This is a genomic window from Achromobacter sp. (assembly GCF_050285585.1).
GTDB lineage: Bacteria > Pseudomonadota > Gammaproteobacteria > Burkholderiales > Burkholderiaceae_B > Achromobacter.
The window spans coordinates 14,574-39,825 of sequence record NZ_JBLZXF010000001.1 but is presented as its reverse complement, the minus strand read 5'-3'; the positions used below and the strand labels follow the sequence as shown (position 1 = coordinate 39,825).

The window sequence follows — 25,252 nt, the reverse complement described above, 5'->3', positions numbered from 1 at the left end:
AGGGCATCGCCGCGATTGCGTAGCGATTGCGACGAGATCATAGGAATCCCTATGAAATCAAAAAAGCGATTTGTTTTCTTCAATAGATGCACGTCTTTCATCTATTAAAAAACTAGATGGAAACCCTAGGTTGCGATAAAGCAGCTATAAACCCAGAAAAAACAATACGCTCAGCGGCTTTCGACGAAAAATATGGTGTGGCGCCAGTCTTGCATGAACAATGACATAATGGCGCTTGAAAGAACTATTGATGCAGTTTTTTCACTCAAAATAGGACCATGCCCCTCAACGCGTACAAGGTTTTCGTCGCCATCGCGGAACGCGGCAGCTTTGCGGCGGCCGCGCACCAGTTGAACCTGTCGCCATCGGCGGTAAGCCATGCCTTGGCCTCCTTCGAACAGGAACTGGGATTCGCGCTATTCGTAAGAAACCGCAGCGGGGTGCGCCTGACCTCGGGCGGCGAAGCGTTGCTGCCCACCGTCAGAGAAGTACTGCAAGCCAACGCCAAGCTGGAACAAGAGGCATCCAAGCTGCTCGGCCTCGAAGCCGGCACGGTGCGCATCGGCGCGTTCAGCAGCGTGAGCGTCGCCTGGATGCCGAAAATCATCCGCGCCTTCTCCGACCTCTACCCCAACATCGAGGTGCTTATCGAGCAAGGCGGCTATGACGACGTCAGCGAATGGATCATCAAGAGCCGGGTCGACCTGGGCTTCGTCACCCTGCCCGCCGCCCCTGGGCTCGATGCCACGCCGCTTTATGCCGATCCGCTCGTGTGCATCGCGCCCCCCGGCTTCCAGCCAAGAAACAAGGCCTACATGACGGTCGCGGAACTGGCCGAGCACAACCTGGTGCTCCAGGGAGAAGGCTGCGGCAAGGAAACCCAGCAGCTGCTGGCGACGCACAAAGTCGCCATCAGATCGAGCGCGCGGGCGACCGATGACGCGGCCATCATCGCCATCGTCGAAAGCGGCCTGGGCATCAGCATCGTGCCGCAACTCGCTTTGCTCAACTACCGCAGTTCGGTACAGGTATTCCCGTTCTACCCCGCGGAAAGCCGGGCCATCGTGCTGTCGTCTTTGAGCCATGCCGGCTTGGCGCCGGCGGCAAAAGCCATGCACAAGCACATAGTCGAATCCGTCGCGTCTTGGTCGAAACAAGAGAACGGGCACCACGGCTGACACCGGATTCCTCCGGGCCGCGAAGCCCCGCTTGCGCCAGCAATCCAACTTGGGATCGGGAAACGGCAGCTTGTCCCGCGATGTGCTGGGCCGCGCCGTCCACTTGCTTCCCTGTTCGTGGAAATCAAACCGGTTCTCACTGAACGCGGCTCCCAGCCTCATCGAAACGGGGCATGCCACCTGGCCCGGGCGCTTGGCGTCGTCCGAGGCGATGCAGGTCCTCAGCCTCACCTTGGCGGGACGGAGCATGCCGGTACCCGAGCGCATATCGGCGATCGCATCCGTCGCTTCGGGAATGGCAGGCACCGCGAGATCCCGAGCCTGCGCCATCCCCGGGGGGCCGACAGCGCGACGATCGATACAAGCGAAGCCATCAATGTGGGATTTCGCCCTCCTGAGCACGCCGATGCCATGGGCCTCGACCGCGCCGGAATGTGAAAAATAAAAAGGCGCCGAAGCGCCTTTTCTACTTGCCACAGGACAAGCGCGGGATCACTCCCACTCCATACTCAACAACCAAGTTTTCTGTAGGAAATTCAGCAACTTAACTCGAAAAATGGTTCTGATACCATGAAAAATACCAAGAGCAATCTAGAGAATCTGCCTCATCTACGAATGCGATCGTTCATGCACCGCTCACAGTAGCCTTGGGTTTCGATGATGATTAGCGGCATGGTCATTTACTAAGCGACGAGCGGCTCCGCTTCGAGCGCCAAAGACTTAAGGAACAATTTGCGGAGCTCGTCGAGCTTTTCTTTAGCTATGCCCCCATCCTCAATAGCCTTCAGAGTGTGAACTGGCTTCTGGTCGTCCCGAACAGGTAGGTTCAATCCGAGGAACTTTTCCATACAGCTATCGACGAAACAAGGCTCCGCAAGGCGACTTGGGCCAGCCTTATTCCTCAGCATTTCATTCACCACCTTGTGGTGGTCCTTATCCTGATCGTCATCAAGCATCAAACCATACGGGATGCCGAATCCTTCAAGTAGAGCAATATAGCGATGAAGATTGTATTTCCCCATCGCATCGACAATCGCCACACGATGGCGGCTCAAGTCATGCCAGTCCCGTGCGAACAGCCACGCGAACAAGGCTTTTTCGGTGGCCCCCTCCACAAGCAGCACGCGGTCGGCGAAGAACATGGAGGCCCGCTCGGAATCTAACCAGAGCTGATAGCGGAATCTCTCCTCCTGTTCCGCAATCACCGCGTCTTCGGTTGCGCCTTTTAGCAGTTTCCTGGCGTTTCCCTTTGCACTCTCCGCCACCGCTGCGTCGTTAACATAATTTTCCAACCAATTCTTGAACTCGTATCCTTGACCAAGTACCTTACCAAGGTCGGTCTTCTTGACCTGGCCAATGCTACTCACACCATTATTGCGGCGGACACGAACAATCTGGCACAGATCGTCCGCCACCTTGCCTACGAAGATTGGCGAATGGCTGGTCACAATGACCTGCTGAGCATCTCCCGCTCCCAACCTGCGCAGGTGGTAAGCCATATTCTCTTGTTGAGCTGGATGCAAAAATGCTTCCGGTTCCTCAAACAGAATGAGGGTAAAATCAGGGTCGAATTCCTTTTTCCCCGCCACCTTGCTTTCGGTAAAGCTGGGTGCGAGCTTGATAAGTTCATACAGGAATGATCGCTGGAACCCATGCCCATAACGATCGAGTGCAAACGATGTTTCTCCAAGCATGGCATCCACGAAGCCATGCCGGATTAGGTTCTTAGTGATGTCCTCCGGTGCGACAGGGTTCACTCCCATGTCGAATCGAATGCCCCATTGCTCGATGGATTGGTTGATAGGCTTAGAAATCTGAGTCAAGAAGCCCTGTTCTCCACATGCCTCGTCGTTCAACTTTCCGAATGCGCCTTCCATTTCCTTGAATGCTGGGCTGTCCGCGATCACACGCTTTAGCATCAGATTAAGCATATCCCGCAAGGGCGACGGGCCGCTGGTTTTCATCTGCTCCGCAGCGGTAGTGAGTGCCGGAATGTATATGACGCTGCCGACCTTAGCGGTACCGACGTTCTTCGCTCCATAGAACAATTCTTTCTCGGGCTCACCATTGATGATGGCGTAAATGTTGCTTTGGCTTGGCTTAAATCTTTCCTTTTCGGGGGACGCGAAGTAGCGACGGACGGTGAGGCTGTAACCAGCCACACCTGCCTTGTATTTGTCCGCCAACCCCTCCCATTCAATTTCGGACAAATCGAAAGTCAGTTCAACCCAGGATTCGTCAGTCTGTACGCCCTTCATCTTGGGAAGATCGTCGCCTGAATGCTTGAAGTCCTCATAGAACGCCCGGAGCGCGGCAACAATGTTGCTCTTGCCCGCGTTATTGGCACCCACGATCATTGTGTAGTCGTGAACCTCGATGTCAGCATCGACAATAGACCGGAAATTGTGGATGCGCAGGCGGCGAAGTTTCATGGTTTCCCTCGGGTGCTATTAGTTGACACCTACACCAATGCCACCGGCACCGGCGCGGCACTGCTTTGGCCGATGACGGCGTTTTTGACTTTGAGAGCGAGGCGCTCGCCCCAGCGAATATTTCGTTATGAGTTCCATCCCTATGCATCGGCTGGAGGCCATCTCAGCTTGCCGCGCCCCACACGTAACGCCTCTACCAGCCTAGTGCCGCCGGGCAACCGGCCGGAAAAGAGGCTGGGCTTGGGATCAACCGCCGGTTTCTTGAACGCACCGACACGTTGATAGTCGGGTGTTGTCAGCCAAGTTCGCCCATCACCCTCGTCGGTGACTATGCGATAGAGGCCAGCCGGCGGGGCTATCGCGGTGTCAAGCAGACGCTTGTAATGTTCGACTGACCATTTCTGAATGCCTCCGCTGAGGGCGTCGGTCCGGAACCGCGCCCATAGCGCGGCCGTATCAGGCGTGGGCCAGTCACCGGCGTCGGTGTAGGCGGTGATCTCGTCGGACTCGAGCCAGGCCCGCATCTCAGCTGGCGTGACGAAGACCGGCATATCATCCTCGATCGCTGCCATCGCCGCGCGACGCGAAGGAAGGCCCGCGCGGATCAGCATCGACATCATGAATTGCGGGACGCCAGTTTCGACCGCTGCTGCTGCGCCGCCCGCCACCGTCTCCGGCGACCAACCGAGTGACATGCGGCGGGTACGAACAGCTTCCAAGGCCCAGACCAAACGATAGGTGAAGGCCTCTTCAACGACTCGCATGTTCTGCGGTCCGATCTTGGCCACATTCTCGCCAGACACCCAACTACGCAGGATAGCCTTCCAATTCGTCGGTAGCGCGTTCGCCTTATCGGGGATGAAAGGTCGCATGAACAGCAGACGTTCGCCGAGACCGCCGAGCGCATCGACAAGTGCCTCAACGTCGCCGCTCAGTGCCGCATCGTCAGCCCGGTCAAGGAGTTCGGCCAACTCGTCAGCCATGGCGTCGATTTTTAGACCCGCCTCAAGTCCAACGCCCATGGCGAAATGCCCGCGTCGCGCCTGCGCCGTGGTGGTTTTCCAGATGAGATCGGCGCGGGCCTCGAAGACCTTCTTATGCAGCGGGGCGACGTCCTTGTCCTCACGCGCGATCTGGCGTGCCCAGAGCGATCCCTTGAGCGCCTCGTCCAAGAGCTTCGGCAGGTCGGCGCGATCGGAATCGAGTGCTTCGATCAGGCCAAATACCGTTGCGTCGAGGCGCTCGACGATCTGTGATAGCGGCTCCTCGTCGATGGTTTCCTCTTTGTCATCGCCACCGCCTTCATCATCGTCGCCATCAGCGTCATACTCCGCGCCGGTCGCCAGTCGCTCGGCGACTTCGGCCTCTTCCTTGGGCGATCTCCAAGCTTCACGTGCGTTGGCCAAATATTCCCAGGCATCGTCGCGATCCAGGACGCCTTCGCGGGCTAGCCTCTCAAGGATCTCGGCGACGATCTGGATGAGACCGCTCTTCAGTGTCCGGGCCTTTGCGGAGGCCACTAACTTCCTCCATTCCTTCTTTCGCCAGTCGACCTTATCGAACATGACATGCACGATGAGGCCTTCGACATCTACGAAGGCGCGTCCAGCGCGGCCGGCGACGTTCGCGAATTCCTCGCCTGTGATCTTCTCGGATGCCCGATACAACGCTGGCACCAGCAGGACGGCGGCGTTGAGGTTGAGACCCTGAGACAATGTCGGCGACGCGACGATGACCTTCAGAACACCCTCGGAGAGAAGGGCTTCCAGTTCGCGAAGGAATGGGCTCGGCAGCCGGCCGTGGTGGATGGCAACGCCGCTCTTTAGGCAGGCGACGGCGGGGTGGTCTTCGCCCAACCACTCCTTGCCGACCTCTAGAGCGCGGGCAATCGAGGCTTCATCCTCCAACAGTGAGTCCAGATAACCGCGTTTGCATAGGTCCACCACTTGTTTACCGTAGCTCTCGACCCAATTCGCCTGAGTGGAGAAGATCAGTGTCCGCTTGCCTTGACCCGCGAATTCCCATGCCGCGAACAGAGCGAGATGCGAGTTCTTGCGCGGATAGGGCTTCTTCTCTTTCCCCCGCGCGGCTTTCTCCACGACGAATTTGTCGAGAAACGGACCATCGTCGTCGAGGTCCAGCCGGAGCAGCGCGTCCTTGCCCCGCCAGGTGAGCGCGCCGAACCGCTGCCGCGTGGGGCGCCAGTCGGAACGCACAGGCTCGCCCGGTTCGTCAGAGCGTATCCACGCTGTAAGGTCTTCCAGCTCATCGCCGCTGGGCAGGATCGCGGATAGACAAACGATACGGCGTTCGCCTGCGTCAGCGCGCCGAAGCAGACGCTGCACGAGGGTTTCATAGCGGATCTCGCGTTCGCTGGGGCCAATCATGTGGCCTTCGTCGAGAACGATAAGGCCGACATTGTCGATCAGCGAGGGGTCACTTCTCAGCGCGAAATCAAGTTTCTCGGGCGTCGCGATGATGATCTCGCGCATGCGCAGCGCGTCTTCATCGCCAGCCGAAAGGCCGCTAGCGCCGTAAAGGGAGGAAACGCTGAAGCCGAGCGGCGCGAATGTTTTTCTGAACGATCGCTCAGTCTGGGCGGACAGTGCGCGCAGCGGCGTCACGATCAACACCCGGCGCGCCGACGACAGGGTCATCAGCGCGGCGATCTCCGCCACGCGAGTCTTACCGGCACTGGTCGGCAGGGCGACGACTAGATCGTCGGTGACATCCGTGGAGCGCCGAGCCGCTTCGCGCTGAGATGGCCATAGCTCCACCTCGGACGTCTTGCGGGCGAAGAGCGACGAGATGAATAGCCGGCGCAAATCCGGGTATTTTTCCTCCGTTCCCTCCGGCGGTTCAGTGGGCAAGTTTTCGTGCAGAGAATGCTGCCAGAGGTCATCGATCAAGTGACGGCAGAGGTTGCATATCCACCACAACGGAACATTCCCGCCGTTGTCCGCCAAGCTGACTGCGGTGGCGAGCAGCGCCCGCGCGGTCTCGATCGGCTCGGGTTCGCCCGTCTCCAGTGCGAAGTCGAAATGCGCCAGCGCCCGGCATATTGTCGTGTTGAGGATTGTCGATAGAGCCTCGTCGATGTCGGTCTCTTCGCCCATCAACGCCTTGGCGATCTCCTCATCTCCGTGAGCGTGATCGTCCAACCAGTCGCGAACGAATCCGCGCAGCTGGCCAAGATCGCGCAGGATCAAATGCCGAATCGCCGTTTCGCCCGGCGACGCATTGAGATCATCCATGGCCTCGTTGAAGAGCGAATAGGCAACGGCGGAGAAACCAGCCAGATGATAGGCTGCTGCGGCGATCGTGAGGCGGAAACCGCGATCAGGGGACTCGGAATCGCCGTTGCGCACCAGGGCTTCGAAGGAGTTGGCTGCGCGCTCGAACGCCTTGCTCGTCAGATCCGACGCACCGGCCTGAGCGCGCAGGGCCATCGCTCCGCGAAGCAGGGCAAAGCCGTGTTCGGCAAGATCGGTTTCGATCGTCGCACCTAGCGGCGGCGCGTTCGCCGGTAACACGCCTTCCTCGCGCATCAGCGACCAGGCAGCGCCACGATAGAGCAAGCGTCCAAGGATGCCATCGACGGTCGCGGTAGCTAAGAACGTGGTTAGTTCGTCAATCGTCTCCAAGATCTTCCGCCTCCTGGTACATGGCTGCGATGAAATCCTGGTGATCTGCGACGTGGACGTTTACTACGTAGTGGTCACGATTCGTCCCTGCGGCGTCGAGGTCCTCTTTCAAAGATGCATGAGGACCGTTACCCGACACGGTAAAAAGCATATGGTCGATGCGGTCGGCACGGAGGGACTTCACACCCACCTCGTCACGAAGGCTACGACCCAGCACGTTGTCGTCCGGATCATTACTCTCGAGGAGACGGTTTGCGACAAACAGAAGGGAATCGGGCGTGCAACGGCCGTTGTCGCGGTTCAGCACCTTCCGAGCGCTTGTAACCGTGGCCTTGCCAAGCACCTTGTTGCTCTTAGCCTCGCCCTTTAGAAGCCAGAGCTTCTCGTCCACCCCATTGTATCCAGCGCCGATGAAGTCATCGCCGCGCATGGCCATATTGCGGCCGTCCTTATAACGGAGACGTCGCACCGGCACACGTAAGCCAACCTCTTCCTCGACCAGTTCCGTGGCAAGAATTTCGCCGAGATCGCCGGACCGGCCTTTAGCGGTTTGCGGCAACGCTTCACTAAGAATCTGCGCTGCGGCCTTATATCCGAGGCGCTTCACGTCTTCGGCTATGCGTTCGAGCCGGTCGTAGTGCGACCGAATAGTCGCGGCGAAGTCTGCGCGAATCTCGTCTCGACCGCCTTCCCTCTCAACATAGGTCCAGTAGTACTTGCGCTTATCCTTCTTTTTCGTGGCTTCGCACCACCGTTCGTACAGTCCCACGCTGCCCCCAATCGACCATCCCTGCCTCGTTCGTAGTGTGATTCCACGCATGCTTCCAGCCCGACTTGGATTACGTGATCCAATCGAGCGCAGTCAGGGCACTATCCGTTAGCGAATAGTATTCTATTTGAAACTATTATTGCGATTTAGAAATATCCATTCATCCCAGAAGCTAGCGGCACGTGAAATCGCTAATACAGAAAGGTGGCCAGTGTGCCGCCCTTGTTATTTCCACCGTCCCAGTTCGCGGCCGACGTCGGGGCCAGCGTCGATTTCGGAGTGCAGGTTGTCGGGGGTGATGCCGGCGACGATCTGGGCAAGCTCATCATCAAGAATTTCATCGACGCCTTTGGCGGACACCTGCCCCGCCAGGCCGGCGTCGATCCGTTTGGCCAGCAAAGCCTTGAGCTGTGCCCATGCCACATCGTCCTTGAGCAGACCCGCAGCGACGGCCATGCTCACAAGCGCATCAAGCCCGAATTCGTTGATCTTCCCGCGCATCAGGTCAGACACGCGAGGTTGCATCACGCCAAGACGGCGCGCGGCTTCTGCCTGCGTCCATCCGTGATCGCGGATTTGCTTTTCCAGGGCCATCATCAGCGCCGAACGCACCTTCATGTTTTCAGCTCCTGCGGGGGTGTCCTCGATGGCATCCCACACACTGGCAAAGGGTTCATTGCTCATCGCTTGGTCCTTCAGTGGCTCGCCGGCGCGGTCAGTATGTCGAGGGTGATCCGGCGCACGAGCTGCAACGCGGCCGCCGGCGTTCGCGCCGGTGCAGGGTGTTCCAGGTCCGCGCGCACCTGGTCGCGCAGGCCATCCAAATCGCGGCCGCCGTCTACGACCGATCGCATGAACGCGCGCACCAAGGCCGCGCCGCTGGACCCATACTCACTCGCGGCCGCGAGAAAATCCCGCTTCAAGTCCGCATCAACCGTCACCGAAAGGCGTGCCATTCAATACCCCGCTTCTTTCTGGTGCCGAACGGCAAGAATGGCGATGTTCTCCCCGTCTAAGCGATAGAGGGCGACATAGCCGCTGTTGCCGAAGTCGATCAGCCATTCCCGAAACTCCGGTTCCATGTCCTCGACCGGGCGGCCGATGCGCGGCTGATGGGCCAGAATCTTGACTCCGGCCCGGATCGCCTTCACCGCGCGTTGCGCGGCGTCGGCATCCTTGGGCGCGAGGAAGCGATAGAGCTGCTGCACATCAGCCAGCGCCGGCGGCGTCCAGATCAGACGTGGCACTTAGGCAGCTCCGCATCCTCGCCGGCTTCCAGCTTCGCCAGCCAAGCGTCGGCTTCCTCAAGTGTCAGATGCAGGCCGGTGCGCTGATACTCTTCCCAGGCGCGGAGCGCATCCTGTTTGAACGCCTCCCGCTTTTCCTCGCGCTCGACGTACTGCGCGATGGCTTCTCGCATGATCCAGTGCGATGTGCGCCGGCGGGCTTCGGCCAGGTGCTGGACGCGCCCTTTCAGCTCGTCGTCGAGCTTGATGGATGTTGCCGTTGCCATGTGGCCTCCGTAGCAAAAGGTAATACCTCTTAGTACTATAGCTCGCTCCTGCCCTGCCGTCCACCCCCGAGGAGGCGTGCTGAAACTGTCTTGAAAGCTCATTAGGGCCGGAGAAATGCGCTAGGCGCATATAAATCGGCATTTCAGAATTGAGCCGTGTCGGCTACGATAGGCGCATTAGCCTATACTCAAAGGAGCCGGACGCATGAACTCAATCTCCCAGGGCCGCATCGGCCGACAACCTGAATCCGCTGCGGACGCGGTGGAAATGGCCCTTTTCGACGCTGAATACCCGCCGACGAGTTGGGTTGTCTTGGCCTGGCGTGATGGTGTGCCAGAGGAACGCAGCCGCCACGATAGCCGGGATGCCGCGCTGGCGGCTGCTAGGGCTTTGCTGCCGGCGGACGTGAGCATCGAGGACGGCAACCAGTGGGACCAGGTGAAGGAGGCAGCATGAGCACAAGGAAGGACCGGCGCGTCGGTTCGATGCTGGCCGGGATCGCACGCGAGGCAGGCGGCCTGACCGAAGCCGAAGCCGAGGCCATCGGCCAGCTCCGCGACAAGACGCCGGCCGAGCCGATGAGGTTTGACGACGCCCCAGCCCTCAAGGTCGCCCGGGTCTATTTGCGCGTCAGCACCGACGCGCAGGACCTGGAACGCCAGGAAAGCATCATCGAGGGCGCGCGGGCGGCCGGCTACTACGTCGCCGGCGTCTACCGCGAGAAGGCATCCGGCGCACGGCCCGACCGGCCCGAGCTGCTGCGCATGGTCGCGGACCTACAGCCCGGCGAGGTGGTCATTGCGGAAAAGATCGACCGCATCAGCCGCTTGCCGCTGGCCGAAGCCGAGCGCCTGGTTGCCGCGATCCGGGCCAAGGGCGCACGCCTGGCCGTCCCTGGCGTTGTAGACCTGTCCGAGCTGGCGGCCGAGGCGCAGGGCGTCGCCAGGATCGTGCTGGAATCGGTCCAGGACATGCTTTTGAAACTGGCCCTACAGATGGCCCACGACGACTACGAGGGCCGCCGCGAGCGGCAGCGCCAAGGCATCGAGCTGGCGAAGGATGCGGGCAAGTACCGGGGCCGGCGGGCCGATCCGAAGCGCCGCGCCCAGGTCATCGCCTTGCGCCGATCCGGTCATAGCATCACCAGGACGGCCGAGCTGGCCGGCTACAGCCCGGCCCAGGTCAAACGGATATGGGCAGAGGTCAGCCAGGCCGAGGCGGAACATATGGGAGCCTTCCAGGAGGACGCCTTGAGCGAAGCCGACGCCCTGGCGGCCGCCGACGATGGACACCAGGAGGAACAGGCATGAAGGACCGGCACCACGACGACGCAATGGCCGAGGTCTACCGCAACGACCCGGAGCTGGCGGCCGCCGTGCTGGCCGCCGTCGAGGCGGACGGCGATCCGGCCGAGCTGGCAATCGTTCGCCGGCAACTGGCAATGGCGGCCTCCCCTCGCCCGCTCACGCCGGCGGAGATCGAGGCGCTACGCCAGGACATGAGCCAGGCCATCGAATGGGCGCGCGCCGAGCTGGCGCGCCGGCGAAATCAGTAACAGCTATTTAGCAGCTACGTGGAGTGTGTATGAGCGAAACAAGAAAGCCCGCCAATCGGCGTCGTATGGATGAACTCAAACTAGGGCTGGATTTAGGAGCGGTGGCAGAGGCGCTCGCGGCCGGGGAGATCACGGAACGCCAGGCGAAGAACGCGACCAAGTTCGTCAACCAGGTCAAGGCGGTCCGTGAAAAGCCGCTCAAGGCCCGCCTCATCCAGTCCGATAGCGGCCAGTTTTTAGGTGAGGCTCATCCATTGGACTGCGGAGCCTGGAAAGCGTACCGCTATGGCCCGGAGTTTCGAGACGGGGGTAAGGTCTTTCCGTCACTGGAAGACGCGGAGCAATTCATCATAAACGGCTAGCATGAGCCACTAAAGGCGACGATTAAACGAAGCTGCCCCGCGTAGCGCGGGGCAGAAGGGTCAGCGCTGGCGGCCGCTAAATGGCCGGACCCGCAGTTTTGAGAGCTGATCAGCCGTTCCGATCAGCCGTTCCGATCAGCCGTTGCCCGGTCAGCCGCATGACGGTCCGCCGTATGCGTTCCATCTTGTCCGCGATCGCCGATGCCTGGGGGCCGAAACCTAACGCCCAAATGAGCTGGCCGAGCAGATAGAACCCCGGCACGAACACCAGGAACAACACCCCCATGACAAGCAGGAAGTCGGAAAACGATTGAGGGGGAAAGAAGTCCATAAAGCCTCCGATTTATTGAAAGCGAACGTGTCGGGTGGCCAGGGCATGCTGAAGCTGCGCCCTGGCCTGCGAAAAGTCCTCGCGCGTCGCGAGGCCCGTTTCAGCCTGGTAGAACAGCACCATGAACAGGTTAGCCGTTGCCTCGGCCAGCGGCCCCAGCTCGTGCGCGGCGTCCTGGTCCAGCCAGTCGATAGCGTTCAATTCCGCTGCCGCGTGCTGAACTGCCTGGGAAAATTCGTTAGGATGTAGAGTTGCCATTTTTCACCTCTCTCACAGGTGGTTAGTGGAAGTGTCGGCCGGCGTTGATGCGCCGGCCGGCGCGCTTAGGTCGGCTGCGGTCGGTTCACGAACGCGGCCACCTCGTCATTTGCCCCGGCCGCCGTGCTGTCGTTCGTGCCGGCCAGGTTATTTCCGTCGAATGTGCCAGCGCTTTTGTTTCCATGGGTCGCCTTGATCGTCGCGGCGAGTTTGCCGCCGGTCGTCTCTGCAATCCGGCTCTTTGCCGCGTCGGCCATGCTGCCGGCCTTCGTGGATGCCATCGAGCCGATGCCTTTGGCGAGGTTAGCGACGGTATCGGCCGCGATCCGGCCGCCCTTGGCCGCAGTGGCCCCGATACCGCCGGACGAGCGGCCACCACCCAAGCCACCGCCCGAACTGCCGCCGCGTGCGCCGGTGCTGTTGTGGCCTGCTGCCGCTGCCAACGGCGTTTCACCACTGCCAGAGACGCCACCACTACCACCGCCGGCGTCGCCGCTGCTGCTGGTACCGGCGCTGCCACCGCCACCACCACCGCCGCCCATCATGGTCGACAGAATGTCAGTCCCCGCAGAGACGTTATCGTTGGCCTTCGACGCGGCCGCTGCTACGGCCGCAGCGCCACCGGCGGCAGATGCGGCCAAGGAGGCACCGCCGGATGCAATGGCCGCGCCCGCTTGAGTAGCAAGTCCTGCCGCCGTCATGCCAGCGCCGAACAGGGTTCCCGCGCCGAAACTTCCGATTCCACCGCCGCCTGCACTTGCGCCGGTGATGATGCCGGCGATGAGGGGTGGCACCTTGTTGACCAGGACAAGCAAAATGATGGCAACAACCAGCATGACGGCGAGTTCCTGGGTAGCCAGGTTGTTGCTTAGCTGGGCGAAATAGTGTGTCAGGAACGATTTGCCGATGGAGACGATGAGAACCATCGCCAAGAGCTGCAAGGCAATTCCGAGGATCGTCTTGTAGTAGTTGATGGCTATATCCGTTGTCCACCGGGAGCCACCGAACCCCAGGACAATAACGCCGGAGTAAAGCACGATCCAGGCCGATGCGAGCGTCAGAAGCATGTTGATCGACACAAGCGCCAGGACCAACAGAACAGCCAGAGCTTGTAGCTCCATAACTATTGCCGTGCCCATTTCGCGCCAGCTCAATTCCGAGGTGGCCTGGATTGTTCGGTTATAGAGATCGAACCCAAGATCGACGATGCTCGAAGGTCCAAGATTGGACGTGCTAAGGCCGCCCGCCTCTGCGCCCAGCTTCTGCATTGAGGTAATGATCGTGCCGGCAATGTTCATGCCGGTGACGGCGTTTGTCAGCAGCCACCAGAAAAAGCCTGTGACGATGATGAAGCGCGAAAGCTCGGCGAAGAACTCACCAATATCCGCTTTGCGGACCACCATCATGCCGAAGGTCCAAACCATGCTAATGGTCGTGAGCGCCCAAAATAGCCGCGAGGCGGCGGCCTCGATGATCGTTCCCCAGGTGCTCGCAGCTTCATTGAATCGGCGCAGCACATCGTTCATGATGCCGCCACTACTCAGTTGACCGCCGGTGCTTTGGGCTAGCACTGGCTCGACTAGCAAGAGCGTCAACACTGCAACGATTGCCGCCCCTTTCCAGTAGGTGATTTTCATGTTCTTGCCCTCTCGGGATTAGAAGTCGTCGGCCGGGCTGGGCTTGTATTGCCACTGCCGCATTGCCTTCGCTTTCTGGAACGACTTGCAGCCATCCATGAAGGCTTGGCGCTTCGTCTCGCTATGAATCTCCGACAGCGATTTTTCGAGCAGGTCAGGGGCGCACGTAGCTGCGGTCGGCTCCGGTACATCGTCGCAGCCGGCAAGGCCGGCCGCGACAGTGACCACCACAATCAAAGGGAAAATCCGCATATACGCCCCTCTTAGAAGTCGTCGGCCGAGCTGGCCTTGTATTGCCAGGTACGCAACTGTGTAGCCCGAGCTTGGCCGCGCGCTTTCTCATCCAACTCGGCGGCTGATTGCGCCGCTATCGCGTTTTGTTGCGCAATCAACAGCCCCCGGATTTGCAGGAGCTGGTTAGCCTGCTGGCTGGCGAGCTGGTTGGCGTAGCCGAGGGCTTCCATCTGCCCTTGTGCGCCCTGCGCCTTCGATTGCAGCCGTTCGAGCTGGCGCGCGTCCGACTTGAGGTTTTCCTGTTGATCCTTGATGCCCTTGAACAGCGCATCGTTCGCCGCCTTTTGCGACTGCGATGCCAGGGCGCGCGTTTTCTCCAACGTTGCGCGTTCGGTGTCAGAGCAGCCGGCCGAGGTGAAGCACGGCGACGACTTGTAATAGGAAACGTCCTGGAACTTGCCCAGGTAGGCATCCAGGCTACCGGCCTGATTGGTGAGGTTGTTCAGGGTGTCAATGGACTGCACCAGCCCGTTGATGGTGGACTGCGCCTGATCCCAAATGTAGGCGGCCGGGGCCATCGTGTTTTGCAGCATGTTTTCGTACTGCTGCAACTGCGTCCGGTATTGCTCGATTTGCTTCTGGACCTGCGCGACCTGCTGAATCGCGGTGACAGTGGTTTGCGTCAGGTTGGTGCCGTCGATGACCGGAATGCCCGCTTGCGCTGGCATTGTGGCGACGCCAAAGGTCGCGGCGATGGAAAGAGCGATTTTAGCCGCTAAATTTTTCGGCTTCGCGGTCAGCTTTCGATTGTTGATTAGGGCGCCGTACGTCTTTGCTTGCATTGCATCTACCTCCATCAGTCACGTTTCGAATGTGTGCCTGATCATGCCTTGCAATGCGGAATATGATCGACCTAATGATTGTACAAAACGGTTGACATCACAAAAATCACCTGTTGGGCAAGCGGGTCGTGTCTGTCTCGTCTCGTTCCATCGCTCAACTTGGTTAGCCGGCGGTAGCCCGCTAGCCTCGCAGAGCAGGATTCCCGTTGAGCACCGCCAGGTGCGAATAAGGGACAGTGAAGAAGGAACACCCGCTCGCGGGTGGGCCCACTTCACCTATCCTGCCCCGCTCACGCACCTGCAAACTCTGAGGAAAATCATGCAGTCCCTTCTGTATAAGGCGGTGTATTGCATGGAAATGACCGCAATCGACCGAATACAGCGAAAGGCCGCGTTTTCGTAGCGATAGACCGCCATTTACCAACGTTGTACCGATTAAAAACAGGCAAATACAGGAAATGGCAAACATTTGACTGTCGCGAGCGGCGACCGCGCAGCGGGGCCGCCGCATCTGTCAAAGAACGATCAGACCCGAACGCAGAGCGCCCGGTTTCCCGGGTTTTATCGGTCACATGTTCCTGGTTTGTATTGCGTTCTTTGACACTTGAGGGGCGGCAAATTTAGCCGCTGAAATTCTGATCGCGGCCGCGAGCGGTTCCACACTGGTCGAACCGCGCTCATGTTCACGAAGCTGCAGACGTTTGGCAGAAAGGGCTATGCTGTGATAATAAGAATATTATTCTTACCGACTAAAGGGCTGTTGCCCCAATTCGCCTGCATTCTTTCTCTGGCGATTGCAAAAGCAAGTATCGGCCTGCGGCCTAGTTGGACGCCAGGAATGGAGGAGCGGCTGCGGCGGAGTGGCCCCAGAGGGCCTGAAGCGGCCTTAGCGGCGTTTTAAGAGCGATTCGGCGCCCCAGGGTCAGGGGAAGGCCTAGCCGGCTATAGCGGTCGTTGTAGGCGGTCTGACGACCACCTGCACTCTCCTTGGTGTTCAACCGTCGGCCCACGGCCGACTGGCAAGGCCAGGTCGCGCCTAAAGCGCGGGCTGCGCCGCGCAGGAGCTGAATATCCTGAATATCCTGCTACTTCCGGGCGGGTGCGGAACGTTCCGGGCGCGTGCGGAACGCCATCGGGCGGCTGTGGAACGCCATCGGGCGGCTGTGGAACGTTTTAGGCGCCGCCAGCACCTTTTTTCCTGATCCGGCTACCGTCGAGAAGCAACCCAATAGCCCGCAATCCGGGCGCGTCCTCTTTCAGCCTGTGCCGTGCTTTTCGCATATTTCCCCCTTTTCCGCTGACGGCCACTATTACGGTGTCGAGATACCAACCACCTACTGGTTCAGTCTTATGACTGAGGATATGTCGCGCAACGGCTTGGCTTATGCCATGAATTAGACGAGCAATGGGGGCTGGGTCGTAGTACAGACGCAAGTCGTTCTCAAGCAACCTCACCAGTGCAACGCCCAGCCGCACCCGCCACAAGTTCCGCTCTCCTCCCGTCAACGGATTGGGACGGGTCATAGGCGAAGGAATAACGTGGTCGATTAATCCGCCGATTATTGGGAAATCGAACTTAGGCATCTCAATAGTGATTGTCGCGGCACGCAGTTCGGCCAGAAGCTTCTCCATCTGTGAAAAGCTGTACTGGTCGTCGGAAAGCGTTTTTCGCACCCGAGCCGGGTCTACGAGAAGCTCAACACCACCATCAGAGACATCGCGCCGACGTTCGGCACAATACAAAATCGCTTCTACGATATCGGCGTGCCGCTGGCCTAGCCTGCCGGTCACGCGGCAGCGGCCGAAAGAGGTTTCCATCCAGTCGCCTTCGCGCATGTGCGGGCGTAGGCTGGGTTGATAGAGCATCACCCGTGCCTGCGCGCTCGTACTGGTAGGGGTCACGGCATTACCACCGCTCATCGTCACTCCCACTGACGACATGTAGGCCCTTCTCTTTCTTCGCCTCCAGTAGCTCCACCGGCACAAGCACGCCGCCATCCTGGCGTTGATACCATCGGTCCAGGGCAGTTGCGTCGTAGTTCTGCTTGTTGACACCAAATCGGACAAAGAAACTGCGCCGGTCGTTGCCGATGGGGCGTCGGTCATAGTCGCGGTCGCTCAAACGCTTCGCCTCGTCTTCACTCATCTTGGCAACGAAGCCACACCAGCGGGCATTGTCGATTAGAGCGGATGCGCCTCGCGCAGCCTGCTGCTGATCGGTTTGCCCTTCGCGGGCGCTGCCCTTGCTCACATGGTGTAAGTACAGAACCGATGCGCCGGTGCTGGCCGCGACGTGCTCAAGCGTGGCGACAAGCCTCGCCATGTCACCGTTGCTGTTCTCGTCCTTGTCGTGAATTCGGCTCAGGGTATCCAGTACGATCAACCGAGCACCCGCGCAAAATTCAATGACACGGGCAAGGTGCCGATCGTCCATCACGTTCAGGCGCTTGCCCATGATTGGCTCAAGGGTGAGGTTCTGCGCGATAGCTTCGCGTGCCTGCTGATTCAGGTGCAGGCCTATCGCATGAATTCGCCGTACCAACGCGACTTCCGGGTCTTCCCCTGCGAAATAGACCACGCGTCCAGCGCGCTCAGGGGCGATCCCTACCAGATCCCCACCGGCGACGGCGCACGCGATGGACATTGCAGCTTCCAAAGCCCAGAAGCTCTTGCCCGTAGCTCCTGGGGCTACTAGCGCTCCCACGGTTCCCGCGAGAAAACCTGGCCATACAAAGTCCAGTAAAGGTGGCTCGTTGTCGAACGCGGCCCTTAAATCAATGGCCACGATTAAGCCCCCAATCCAGGGCGGCGAGCTTGGATACCCGACAACTTGCGGGCCTCGATCCACTCCTCAACGTCAGCCAAGTCCCACACGACATTTCGGCTGGTTAGCGCAATGCGGCGCGGGAATTCTCCCCGCTGCTCCAAGTTGTAAATCGTGCGCTCGCACAGCGGGATCATGGCGAGTAGCTTTTTCTTATTGATGAGCGTTCTGTTTGTCGTTGCTTGCATGCATTGACCTCCATCAGGCACTTTCGAATATGTGCCTGATCATGCCTCGCAATGCGGGATTGCATCGACCTAATGATTGGCTAAAATGGTTGACATGAAAAATAAGTCGACCATAACAATTTGGGACGGATGCGATCCCACTGTCTCGGAAGCCATCGGCCAGCTTCAGGATCGCTGGCACCCGTACTCCAAGTATTCGAAGCGCTATCCCATCGTTCGGCTGATACAGGAGCTGATCGATCCCGCCGTGGCCGCGTACACGACGACGCTGCCACAACGCTACTTGAGTCACGTCCCTGGCGCAGGAACAGGGGTGAGCCTCAGCGGAATCATTCGGTTGGTGGGGCTTGACGCGATGGTTCGTGTACAGCGGCAGTTGCTGCGCCAGTTCGTCAAAACTGCGGACAGACAATCCGCTAGGGATCAGCAGTTTGTGGCGACGCTGGAAACGCTGATTGAGCTGGTGGAGGACTGCGCATGCAAACGGCCAGCAAAGTCCCGAGTGCGCACCACACGTCTGAATGGCGAGCGTCGCCAGGGTTTTTGCCGGTTCTGCGGATCACTTACCGAGCTCACTTTGTACGCTGACGGGAGCGACACTCCGAAGGCCAACGATCTAGAGGAAGAGCTTCGGCTGAGCAGCCAATACTGCCTGGATCATCGACCCAGATTGCCGACTGGCGCTTGGAACCCAGCCTACCGGCAAGCGAAGCGATCAGTGGCGCAGTTCGATCTCGAATTGGCCAGGCTTAACCGGCAATGCGCAAAGCGGTCCACGCCCCATGCGGCAGCATCCGGTGACCCGCTGGTTGACGACTACTTTTTTCACTACATGCTAGGTCAGACCTTACAGCCTGCCGACATAGCTGAGCTGCGCAACCTGGCGCGGCTGATGGTGGACTCCAAGCTGTCAGACACCAAGAAGAGAATACTGATGCTCCGGCGTTCGGGCCTCAATCAGTCGGAAATCGCAGAACAGCTTCTAGGCAAGGGCCAACGGTCACTGACGCGCCAAGCAGTGTCCAAGGCAATCGCTTCTATCCCCAATAGCTTTCACCTGAAACAGCCGACGCGCTCTGGGCGGTGAACACCGCTCGGTAGCCCTTGGGTTCGCATTGGTGAAAGCGCAGGAAATCTCTGTATTTCTCACGGAAAATTCGAGGGAAATCCGGTGAAATCCAATGAAAACACAAGGATCGTCAATGCGCGCCGTACGCAGAGCCAATTGCAGAGCTTTACACAGGGATCGATGTGGATTTTCCTTGGTGTATCCAACGGCGTCAGCCGGGCAGGATAGGTGAAGTTAGCTAACCGGCCAGCCGGTAATCTCCCTTCACTGTCCCTTATTCGCACCTGGCGGTGCTCAACGGGAATCCTGCTCTGCGAGGCGGGTGGAACTTGGCCGTCATGCCGAGGCTGTCCGCCGAAGGCCATGCCGTTTTTTAGCGGCTAAAATCGCATGAGGCAGGAAAGTGCTCCAGGCTCTCATTCGTTCCGACCTAGCTTCCTGAGCGTCCATTCGTCAATCATGTCCGCCCAATCCTGTAGCATCGCCGTCCGCTGCTCGCGGTATTCGGCTTTGTTGTAGACGGCCCTGACGCCTCTCTGCTCGTGCGCCAGGCACTTTTCGATCCAGTCCGTGTTGTAGCCGGCCTCATGCAGCAGCGTGCTGGCCGTACGACGCAAGTCATGCGGCCCAAACTTGGCTAGCGATTTCCCCTCCTTCTGCGCCAGCCGGTATGTCAACGTCAGCACTTGGTTAAGTGTGGCGCTGCTCATGGGTAGGTCCGAGTCATATCGCGACGGAAGCACATAGTCCGATCCGCCGGCGAAAGTCTTGAGGGCAATGAAGATGTCCAGCGCCTGCCGTGACAGGAAAACCAAGTGCGGATTGCGTCGCTTCATCCGCTCCTTCGGGATTGTCCAAAGCGCCTCGCTGAAATTGATCTCGCTCCAGGTCGCGTTGGTCAACTCGCTTTTGCGCACCATCGTTAGAAGCAACAGCTTGGCGGCTGCCCGGATGGATGGTGTCGTGCCGATCCGCTCTATGTACTGGTACATCAAGCCGATTTCATCAGGTGTCAGCGCACGGTCACGCGGCTCAAATTTGGCGATGGTCGTCGGTCGAACCAGTTCTGCCGGGTTCTCTACCTTCTGGCCACGCTCAATGGCCCAACGATAGACCTGCAACACGATCTCACGGGAATGCACCGCGGTTGCTGGTGCACCTCGCTCGACAATGGCATCGGTCAGTGCCCTCAAGTCCTCGTGGGTGATCTCGATCAGCTTCTGATTGCCGAATTTCGGCTTCAACTCACGCTCGAAGACCGAACGGCGCATATCGCGGGTGGAGTCCGCCATCTGGTAGCCCCGCAGCCACTTTTCTGCCCAGGCCCCGAACGTTTCAGCGTCCTTGACACGGGCCTTTTCTCGCGCCTTCTCCTTGGCCGGCGACTTCCCAGCGGCGATCATCTTCTTGGCCTCACCCAACCGCTCGCGCGCTTCCGCGAGGGTAATGCCGCCGACACCGTAGCGACCGAAGGTGATGGTCTCTTGCCTGCCGTGGATTGAGTAGTTGTAGCGGAACGAGATTGAACCCGCAGAGGTGACGGCCACATAGAGGCCGTCACGGTCATTCACTTTGTAGAGTTTGTCCTTCGGCTTGAGGTTGCGCAGCTTGGTATCAGTCAGCATGGTGTGTGCGATTCTCCAGGTGAAAATACCATGCTCAGAAACGCTCGCATTTCACCTTAAATTTCCTTATAGATCAACGCGTTATCTAAATTCAATACCATGCCAGTCCTGTCGGAGGCAACATGGTATCGAGCACCAAACATGGCATCAGGTTCAGATAGTACCACCTACCATGCCATACAAACGCCGTGCTTGGCGATGCGAAAATTTGCCAGACAGTACCGGACCCAGAATAGAAAAAGCCCGTAGTTACGCGGGCTTAGAGGTGCTTTCGTGCTATTTGGTGCCGGTCTATGCCGGACGTGGGATCATTCCCACTCGATCGTCGCAGGCGGCTTGCTCGACACGTCGTACACGACGCGATTGATGCCACGCACTTCATTGATGATGCGCGAAGACACCCGGGCCAGCAGCGGATGCGGCAGCGGCGCCCAATCCGCGGTCATGAAGTCGAAGGTCTGCACGGCGCGCAGGGCCACGACGTATTCGTAGGTGCGGCCGTCGCCCATCACGCCCACCGACTTCACGGGCAGGAATACGGCGAAGGCTTGCGAGGTCAGCTCGTACCAGGTCAGGCCGCTGGCCTCGTCCTTGGTGTTGCGCAGTTCTTCGATGAAGATCGCGTCGGCGCGGCGCAGCAGTTCGGCGTATTCGTGCTTGACTTCGCCCAGGATGCGCACGCCCAGGCCGGGGCCGGGGAACGGGTGGCGGTAGACCATCTGCGGCGGCAGGCCCAGGGCTACGCCGAGCTCGCGGACTTCGTCCTTGAACAGTTCGCGCAGCGGCTCCAGCAATTGCAGGTTCAGCGTGTCGGGCAGGCCGCCCACGTTGTGGTGCGACTTGATGGAGGTGGCCTTGCCGGTCTTGGCGCCGGCCGATTCGATGACGTCGGGGTAGATGGTGCCCTGGGCCAGCCACTTGGCGCTCTTCTGCTTGCCGGCCTGTTCCTGGAACACTTCGACGAATTCGCGGCCGATGATCTTGCGCTTGGCTTCGGGATCGGCCACGCCGGCGAGCTTGCCCATGAACTGCTGGGTGGCGTCGATGTGGATGATCTTCACGCCCATGTTTTCGGCGAAGGTCTGCATGACCTGCTTGCCTTCGTCCAGGCGCAGCAGGCCGTGGTCGACGAACACGCAGGTGAGCTGGTCGCCGATGGCCTTGTGGATCAGGGCCGCGGCGACGGAGGAGTCCACGCCGCCCGACAGGCCCAGGATGACTTCGTCGTCGCCGACCTGCTCGCGGATGCGCGTGACGGCCTCGGCCACGTAGTCGGGCATGTTCCAGTCGCCCTCGCAGCCGCAGATCTCGTTCACGAAACGGGCCAGCATGGCCTTGCCCTGAACGGTGTGCGTGACTTCGGGGTGGAACTGCACGGCGTAGAACTTGCGGTCTTCGTCGGCCATGCCGGCGATCGGGCAGGACGGCGTGGAGGCCATGAGCTTGAAGCCGGGAGGCAGCTCGGTGACCTTGTCGCCGTGGCTCATCCAGACCTTGAGCATGCCGTGGCCTTCGTCCGTGGTGAAGTCGGCCAGGCCGTCCAGCAGCTTGGTGTGGCCGTGCGCGCGGACCTCGGCATAGCCGAATTCGCGGTGGTCGGAGAAGCTGACCACGCCGCCCAGCTGCTGCGCCATGGACTGCATGCCATAGCAGATGCCCAGCACGGGCACGCCCAGCTCGAACACGGCGTGCGGGACGCGCATGGAGCCTTCTTCGTAGGCCGAGGCATGGCTGCCCGACAGGATGATGCCCTTCAGGCCTTGCGCCATCTGTTCGCGCACGAAGGCGTCGTCGACGTCGCCCGGGTGCACTTCGGAATACACGCCGGCTTCGCGGACGCGGCGGGCGATCAGTTGGGTGACTTGCGAACCGTAGTCGAGAATGAGGATGCGCTGGTGCATGGAGACTCTACCGGTAATGAATGAAATCGCAGTAAATAAAACCGCACCGGCAGAACCGCTGGTTCATTTGCGGTTCTGCCGGTGCGTGATGCATGACATTGTAGTTGACTGTACGGATCAGTCGGCGCGGTAGTTGGGCGCTTCCTTGGTGATCTGTACGTCGTGCACGTGGGACTCGCGAACGCCCGCGGAGGTGATCTCCACGAATTCGGCCTTGGTGCGCATGTCGTCGATGGTGGCGGCGCCGCAGTAGCCCATGGAGGCGCGGATGCCGCCGACCAGTTGGTAAATGATGGCGAGCACGCTGCCCTTGTAGGGGACGCGGCCTTCGATGCCTTCCGGCACGAGCTTGTCGGCGTTGTTGGAGGGATCCTGGAAGTAGCGGTCGGCCGAGCCGTCCGTCATGGCGCCCAGGCTGCCCATGCCGCGGTACGACTTGTACGAACGGCCCTGGAACAGCACCACTTCGCCCGGCGCTTCTTCCGTGCCGGCGAACATGCCGCCCATCATGCAGGCGAACGCGCCGGCGGCCAGGGCCTTGGCGATGTCGCCCGAGTAGCGGATGCCGCCGTCGGCGATCAGCGGAACGCCCGTGCCTTCCAGCGCTTTGGCGACTTCGGAGATCGCGTGGATCTGCGGCACGCCCACGCCTGCCACGATACGGGTGGTGCAGATGGAGCCGGGGCCGATGCCGACCTTGACGCCGTCGGCGCCGTACTCGACCAACGCGCGCGCGGCCGCGGCGGTGGCGATGTTGCCGCCGATGACTTCAACCTTGGGGTAGTTCTGCTTGACCCAGCGCACGCCTTCCAGCACGCCCTTGGAATGGCCGTGAGCGGTATCGACGATCAGCACGTCCACGCCGGCGGCAACCAGCTTTTCCACGCGTTCCTCGGTGCCGGCGCCCACGCCCACCGCCGCGCCCACGCGCAGCTGGCCTTGGGCGTCCTTGCTGGCCATCGGGTGCTCGGTGTTCTTGACGATGTCCTTGACCGTGGCCAGGCCGCGCAGTTCGAAGCCGTCGTTCACGATCAGCACGCGCTCCAGGCGGTGCTTGTGCATCAGGGCCTGCGCCTCGTCCAGCGTGGCGCCTTCCTTCATGGTGACCAGGCGTTCCTGCGGCGTCATGATGTTGCGCAGGGGCTGGTCCAGGTTTTCCTCGAAGCGCAGATCGCGATTGGTCACGATGCCAACCAGCTTGCGGCCTTCGACGACCGGCAGGCCCGAGATGCCATGCTGGCGCTGCAACGCAATGGCGTCGCGCACTTTCATCTGGGGGGTGACGGTGACCGGATCGATCACGATGCCGAATTCGTGGCGCTTGACGCGAGCCACTTCACGCGCTTGGGCGTCGGCGGAGAGATTCTTGTGGATGATCCCGATGCCGCCTTCTTGCGCCATGGCGATGGCCAGACGCGATTCGGTGACGGTGTCCATGGCGGCGGACACGAGCGGGATATTCAGGCTGATGTTGCGAGTCAGGCGCGTGGCCAGGGAGGTGTCGCGCGGCAACACCTCGGAATACGCAGGCACCAACAACACATCGTCGAAGGTGAGCGCTTTTTGTACGAGACGCATGGGTAACTCCGGGCGCAAAGCAAGATTATACGCCGCCTGTGTGTTTTGCCTAGGTGTTGACCCTAGGTCCACAGGGATATTTCTCCCTTCTTCCGGGACTGGCGGCCCGGTTTGAATATTTTTACCCGGGTGTATTGACTTGCAATTTTACCCGGAACATAATTTGCCGGTAAATTTTACCCGGATTAAATCATGCCGCAATCCATCCCTCCCGCCGATCCGCATACCGCCTTCGCCGGCCATCGCATTCTTGCAGCGGGCCCTCTCGCCGAGGTGGCGCTGGCCGTAAAGCGCGCCTTGCCTGCCGGCGGCGACGCCCCCGTCCTGATCTTCGACGACCTGTCCGGCAAGCAGGTGGACCTGGACCTGAGCGGCGACGATGCCGCCGTCGCCGAACGCCACCGCCCTCGCGCCGCGCTGGCGGCTCCGCAGTCCCAAACGCCCCCCGACGAGGCGCAGCCGCGCGGCCGCGGCCGGCCCAGGCTGGGCGTGGTGGCGCGCGAGGTAACGCTGCTGCCCCGCCATTGGGACTGGCTGGGCGCGCAGCCGGGCGGCGCGTCCGTGGCGCTGCGCAAGCTGGTGGAACAGGCTCGCCGCGACAACGAGGATAGGGACCGGCTGCGCCAGCGCCAGGAAGCCGCCTACCGCTTCATGTCCAGCATGGCGGGCAACCTGCCCGGCTTCGAAGAAGCGACGCGGGCGCTCTATGCGGACGATCAGGAGCGCTTTGCCCGCCAGATCGCGGACTGGCCGCGGGACGTGCGCGGCTACGCCATGAACCTGGCGTGGCCGTCGCCCCGCGACGCAACGGCGGGCTGACGGCAGCGCCTGGACCAGGAGGGGGCGCGCGAACTGCACTGATATGCGCTTTAATCAGGGCTGGCGGGCGCGCTTTTCGCGGCCGCGCATTCCACACGGTGCATCATGGCCATTGCGAAGAACTTCCTGCTCTACGACGGCGACTGCCCCTTCTGCGCTAACTATGTGCGGATGCTGCAACTGCAAAAGGCCATGGGCCCGGTCGAGCTGCTGAACATGCGCGACCATCCCGACCTGGCGGTGGCCTACAAGGCGCAGGGATACGACCTGAACCAGGGCATGCTGCTGCACCTGGACGGCAAGGACTATTTCGGCGCGGACTGCATCAACCGGCTGGCGCTCATCAGCACCGGCAACGATCTGTTCAACAGCTTCAACGCCGCCATATTCCGCAATCCCTGCCTGTCGACCGCCCTGTACCCGTTCATGCGCACAGGCAGGAGCCTGGCGCTGACCCTGCTGGGCAAGAAGAAGATGCAGGTATAGGGCGCG

26 protein-coding genes are annotated in these 25,252 nt (G+C 60.4%); 8 read left to right on the top strand and 18 right to left on the bottom strand.

The features are described from left to right. Positions 1 to 278 precede the first annotated feature (278 nt). A complete protein-coding gene (locus ACN6PJ_RS00215) occupies positions 279 to 1,178 on the top strand; it encodes a LysR family transcriptional regulator (RefSeq protein WP_427993875.1) in 900 nt (299 codons plus the stop codon). Between the two features lie 683 nt (positions 1,179 to 1,861). Here the strand turns inward: ACN6PJ_RS00215 and ACN6PJ_RS00210 are convergent. The 7 genes from ACN6PJ_RS00210 to ACN6PJ_RS00180 all read right to left on the bottom strand — a co-directional run bounded on the left by ACN6PJ_RS00210 (position 1,862) and on the right by ACN6PJ_RS00180 (position 9,536). Further along, positions 1,862 to 3,610 (bottom strand): ATP-dependent nuclease, encoded by a 1,749-nt coding sequence (locus ACN6PJ_RS00210; RefSeq protein WP_427993874.1) that lies wholly within the window; start codon positions 3,608 to 3,610, stop codon positions 1,862 to 1,864. Positions 3,611 to 3,750: 140 nt separating this feature from the next. After that, a complete protein-coding gene (locus tag ACN6PJ_RS00205; RefSeq protein WP_427993873.1) occupies positions 3,751 to 7,254 on the bottom strand; it encodes a DEAD/DEAH box helicase in 3,504 nt (1,167 codons plus the stop codon). Then, positions 7,241 to 8,023 carry a HamA C-terminal domain-containing protein gene (locus ACN6PJ_RS00200; protein WP_032957538.1) on the bottom strand — a complete coding sequence of 261 codons (783 nt, stop codon included), beginning with the start codon at positions 8,021 to 8,023 and terminating at the stop codon, positions 7,241 to 7,243. Before ACN6PJ_RS00200 ends, ACN6PJ_RS00205 begins: the two co-directional genes overlap by 14 nt. A gap of 225 nt (positions 8,024 to 8,248) precedes the next feature. Next, a complete protein-coding gene (locus ACN6PJ_RS00195) occupies positions 8,249 to 8,707 on the bottom strand; it encodes an XRE family transcriptional regulator (RefSeq protein WP_427993872.1) in 459 nt (152 codons plus the stop codon). An 11-nt stretch (positions 8,708 to 8,718) separates the two neighbouring features. After that, positions 8,719 to 8,979, bottom strand: a complete 261-nt coding sequence (locus tag ACN6PJ_RS00190) for a hypothetical protein (RefSeq protein ID WP_350320749.1) — start codon at positions 8,977 to 8,979, stop codon at positions 8,719 to 8,721. Continuing rightward, positions 8,980 to 9,270: a type II toxin-antitoxin system RelE/ParE family toxin gene (locus ACN6PJ_RS00185; protein ID WP_427993871.1), complete on the bottom strand. Its 291-nt coding sequence runs from the start codon at positions 9,268 to 9,270 to the stop codon at positions 8,980 to 8,982. Then, positions 9,258 to 9,536 (bottom strand): CopG family ribbon-helix-helix protein, encoded by a 279-nt coding sequence (locus ACN6PJ_RS00180; RefSeq protein WP_350320750.1) that lies wholly within the window; start codon positions 9,534 to 9,536, stop codon positions 9,258 to 9,260. The genes ACN6PJ_RS00185 and ACN6PJ_RS00180 overlap by 13 nt, the downstream gene beginning before the upstream one ends. A gap of 205 nt (positions 9,537 to 9,741) precedes the next feature. On the opposite strand from ACN6PJ_RS00180, the gene ACN6PJ_RS00175 reads away from it, so the two are divergent. Genes ACN6PJ_RS00175 through ACN6PJ_RS00160 form a run of 4 tightly spaced genes read left to right on the top strand, consistent with a single transcriptional unit; the run spans position 9,742 to position 11,454 of the window. Further along, complete coding sequence (locus ACN6PJ_RS00175; RefSeq protein ID WP_427993870.1) at positions 9,742 to 9,993, top strand: hypothetical protein; 252 nt, start codon at positions 9,742 to 9,744, stop codon at positions 9,991 to 9,993. Then, the gene (locus ACN6PJ_RS00170; protein WP_427993869.1) at positions 9,990 to 10,847 is read left to right on the top strand and encodes a recombinase family protein; all 858 of its coding nucleotides are present in this window, start codon (positions 9,990 to 9,992) and stop codon (positions 10,845 to 10,847) included. Before ACN6PJ_RS00175 ends, ACN6PJ_RS00170 begins: the two co-directional genes overlap by 4 nt. Then, complete coding sequence (locus ACN6PJ_RS00165) at positions 10,844 to 11,092, top strand: hypothetical protein (protein WP_427993868.1); 249 nt, start codon at positions 10,844 to 10,846, stop codon at positions 11,090 to 11,092. The genes ACN6PJ_RS00170 and ACN6PJ_RS00165 overlap by 4 nt, the downstream gene beginning before the upstream one ends. 29 nt (positions 11,093 to 11,121) lie before the next feature. After that, on the top strand, positions 11,122 to 11,454 hold the full coding sequence (locus ACN6PJ_RS00160; RefSeq protein ID WP_427993867.1) for a hypothetical protein: 333 nt from the start codon (positions 11,122 to 11,124) through the stop codon (positions 11,452 to 11,454). Positions 11,455 to 11,563: 109 nt separating this feature from the next. Here the strand turns inward: ACN6PJ_RS00160 and ACN6PJ_RS00155 are convergent, their stop codons facing one another. The 8 genes from ACN6PJ_RS00155 to ACN6PJ_RS00120 form a co-directional block, all read right to left on the bottom strand. After that, positions 11,564 to 11,785 (bottom strand): hypothetical protein, encoded by a 222-nt coding sequence (locus tag ACN6PJ_RS00155; RefSeq protein WP_427993866.1) that lies wholly within the window; start codon positions 11,783 to 11,785, stop codon positions 11,564 to 11,566. A 12-nt stretch (positions 11,786 to 11,797) separates the two neighbouring features. Further along, entirely contained in the window at positions 11,798 to 12,043 is a 246-nt protein-coding gene (locus tag ACN6PJ_RS00150) for a type I toxin-antitoxin system ptaRNA1 family toxin (RefSeq protein ID WP_237173136.1), read from the bottom strand. A gap of 65 nt (positions 12,044 to 12,108) precedes the next feature. Next, positions 12,109 to 13,680, bottom strand: a complete 1,572-nt coding sequence (gene trbL / locus ACN6PJ_RS00145) for a P-type conjugative transfer protein TrbL (protein WP_427993865.1) — start codon at positions 13,678 to 13,680, stop codon at positions 12,109 to 12,111. Between the two features lie 18 nt (positions 13,681 to 13,698). Beyond that, complete coding sequence (trbK, locus tag ACN6PJ_RS00140; protein WP_427994452.1) at positions 13,699 to 13,911, bottom strand: entry exclusion lipoprotein TrbK; 213 nt, start codon at positions 13,909 to 13,911, stop codon at positions 13,699 to 13,701. A gap of 32 nt (positions 13,912 to 13,943) precedes the next feature. Next, positions 13,944 to 14,756, bottom strand: coding sequence for a P-type conjugative transfer protein TrbJ (gene trbJ, locus ACN6PJ_RS00135; RefSeq protein ID WP_427993864.1), 813 nt, complete (start codon positions 14,754 to 14,756; stop codon positions 13,944 to 13,946). A 1,173-nt stretch (positions 14,757 to 15,929) separates the two neighbouring features. Continuing rightward, positions 15,930 to 16,622, bottom strand: coding sequence for a hypothetical protein (locus ACN6PJ_RS00130; RefSeq protein WP_427993863.1), 693 nt, complete (start codon positions 16,620 to 16,622; stop codon positions 15,930 to 15,932). A gap of 40 nt (positions 16,623 to 16,662) precedes the next feature. Next, positions 16,663 to 17,541 carry a helicase RepA family protein gene (locus ACN6PJ_RS00125; protein WP_427993862.1) on the bottom strand — a complete coding sequence of 293 codons (879 nt, stop codon included), beginning with the start codon at positions 17,539 to 17,541 and terminating at the stop codon, positions 16,663 to 16,665. Between the two features lie 2 nt (positions 17,542 to 17,543). Beyond that, entirely contained in the window at positions 17,544 to 17,768 is a 225-nt protein-coding gene (locus tag ACN6PJ_RS00120; protein WP_009363662.1) for a helix-turn-helix transcriptional regulator, read from the bottom strand. 85 nt (positions 17,769 to 17,853) lie between these two features. Here ACN6PJ_RS00120 and ACN6PJ_RS00115 point away from each other — a divergent pair, with 85 nt between their 5' ends. Then, positions 17,854 to 18,855, top strand: a complete 1,002-nt coding sequence (locus tag ACN6PJ_RS00115; protein ID WP_427993861.1) for a LuxR family transcriptional regulator — start codon at positions 17,854 to 17,856, stop codon at positions 18,853 to 18,855. Between the two features lie 398 nt (positions 18,856 to 19,253). Here ACN6PJ_RS00115 and ACN6PJ_RS00110 read toward each other — a convergent pair whose 3' ends face one another. The 3 genes from ACN6PJ_RS00110 to guaB all read right to left on the bottom strand — a co-directional run bounded on the left by ACN6PJ_RS00110 (position 19,254) and on the right by guaB (position 23,941). Next, positions 19,254 to 20,462: a tyrosine-type recombinase/integrase gene (locus ACN6PJ_RS00110; RefSeq protein ID WP_427993860.1), complete on the bottom strand. Its 1,209-nt coding sequence runs from the start codon at positions 20,460 to 20,462 to the stop codon at positions 19,254 to 19,256. Between the two features lie 308 nt (positions 20,463 to 20,770). Further along, positions 20,771 to 22,363 carry a glutamine-hydrolyzing GMP synthase gene (guaA, locus tag ACN6PJ_RS00105; protein ID WP_427993859.1) on the bottom strand — a complete coding sequence of 531 codons (1,593 nt, stop codon included), beginning with the start codon at positions 22,361 to 22,363 and terminating at the stop codon, positions 20,771 to 20,773. Between the two features lie 117 nt (positions 22,364 to 22,480). Continuing rightward, the gene (gene guaB / locus ACN6PJ_RS00100; RefSeq protein WP_427993858.1) at positions 22,481 to 23,941 is read right to left on the bottom strand and encodes an IMP dehydrogenase; all 1,461 of its coding nucleotides are present in this window, start codon (positions 23,939 to 23,941) and stop codon (positions 22,481 to 22,483) included. 192 nt (positions 23,942 to 24,133) lie between these two features. Between guaB and ACN6PJ_RS00095 the strand changes: the two genes are divergently transcribed. Both ACN6PJ_RS00095 and ACN6PJ_RS00090 read left to right on the top strand, forming a co-directional pair. Continuing rightward, positions 24,134 to 24,760 carry a DUF2239 family protein gene (locus ACN6PJ_RS00095; RefSeq protein WP_427993857.1) on the top strand — a complete coding sequence of 209 codons (627 nt, stop codon included), beginning with the start codon at positions 24,134 to 24,136 and terminating at the stop codon, positions 24,758 to 24,760. A gap of 105 nt (positions 24,761 to 24,865) precedes the next feature. Then, positions 24,866 to 25,246, top strand: a complete 381-nt coding sequence (locus ACN6PJ_RS00090) for a DCC1-like thiol-disulfide oxidoreductase family protein (protein WP_427993856.1) — start codon at positions 24,866 to 24,868, stop codon at positions 25,244 to 25,246. Positions 25,247 to 25,252: the final 6 nt, after the last annotated feature.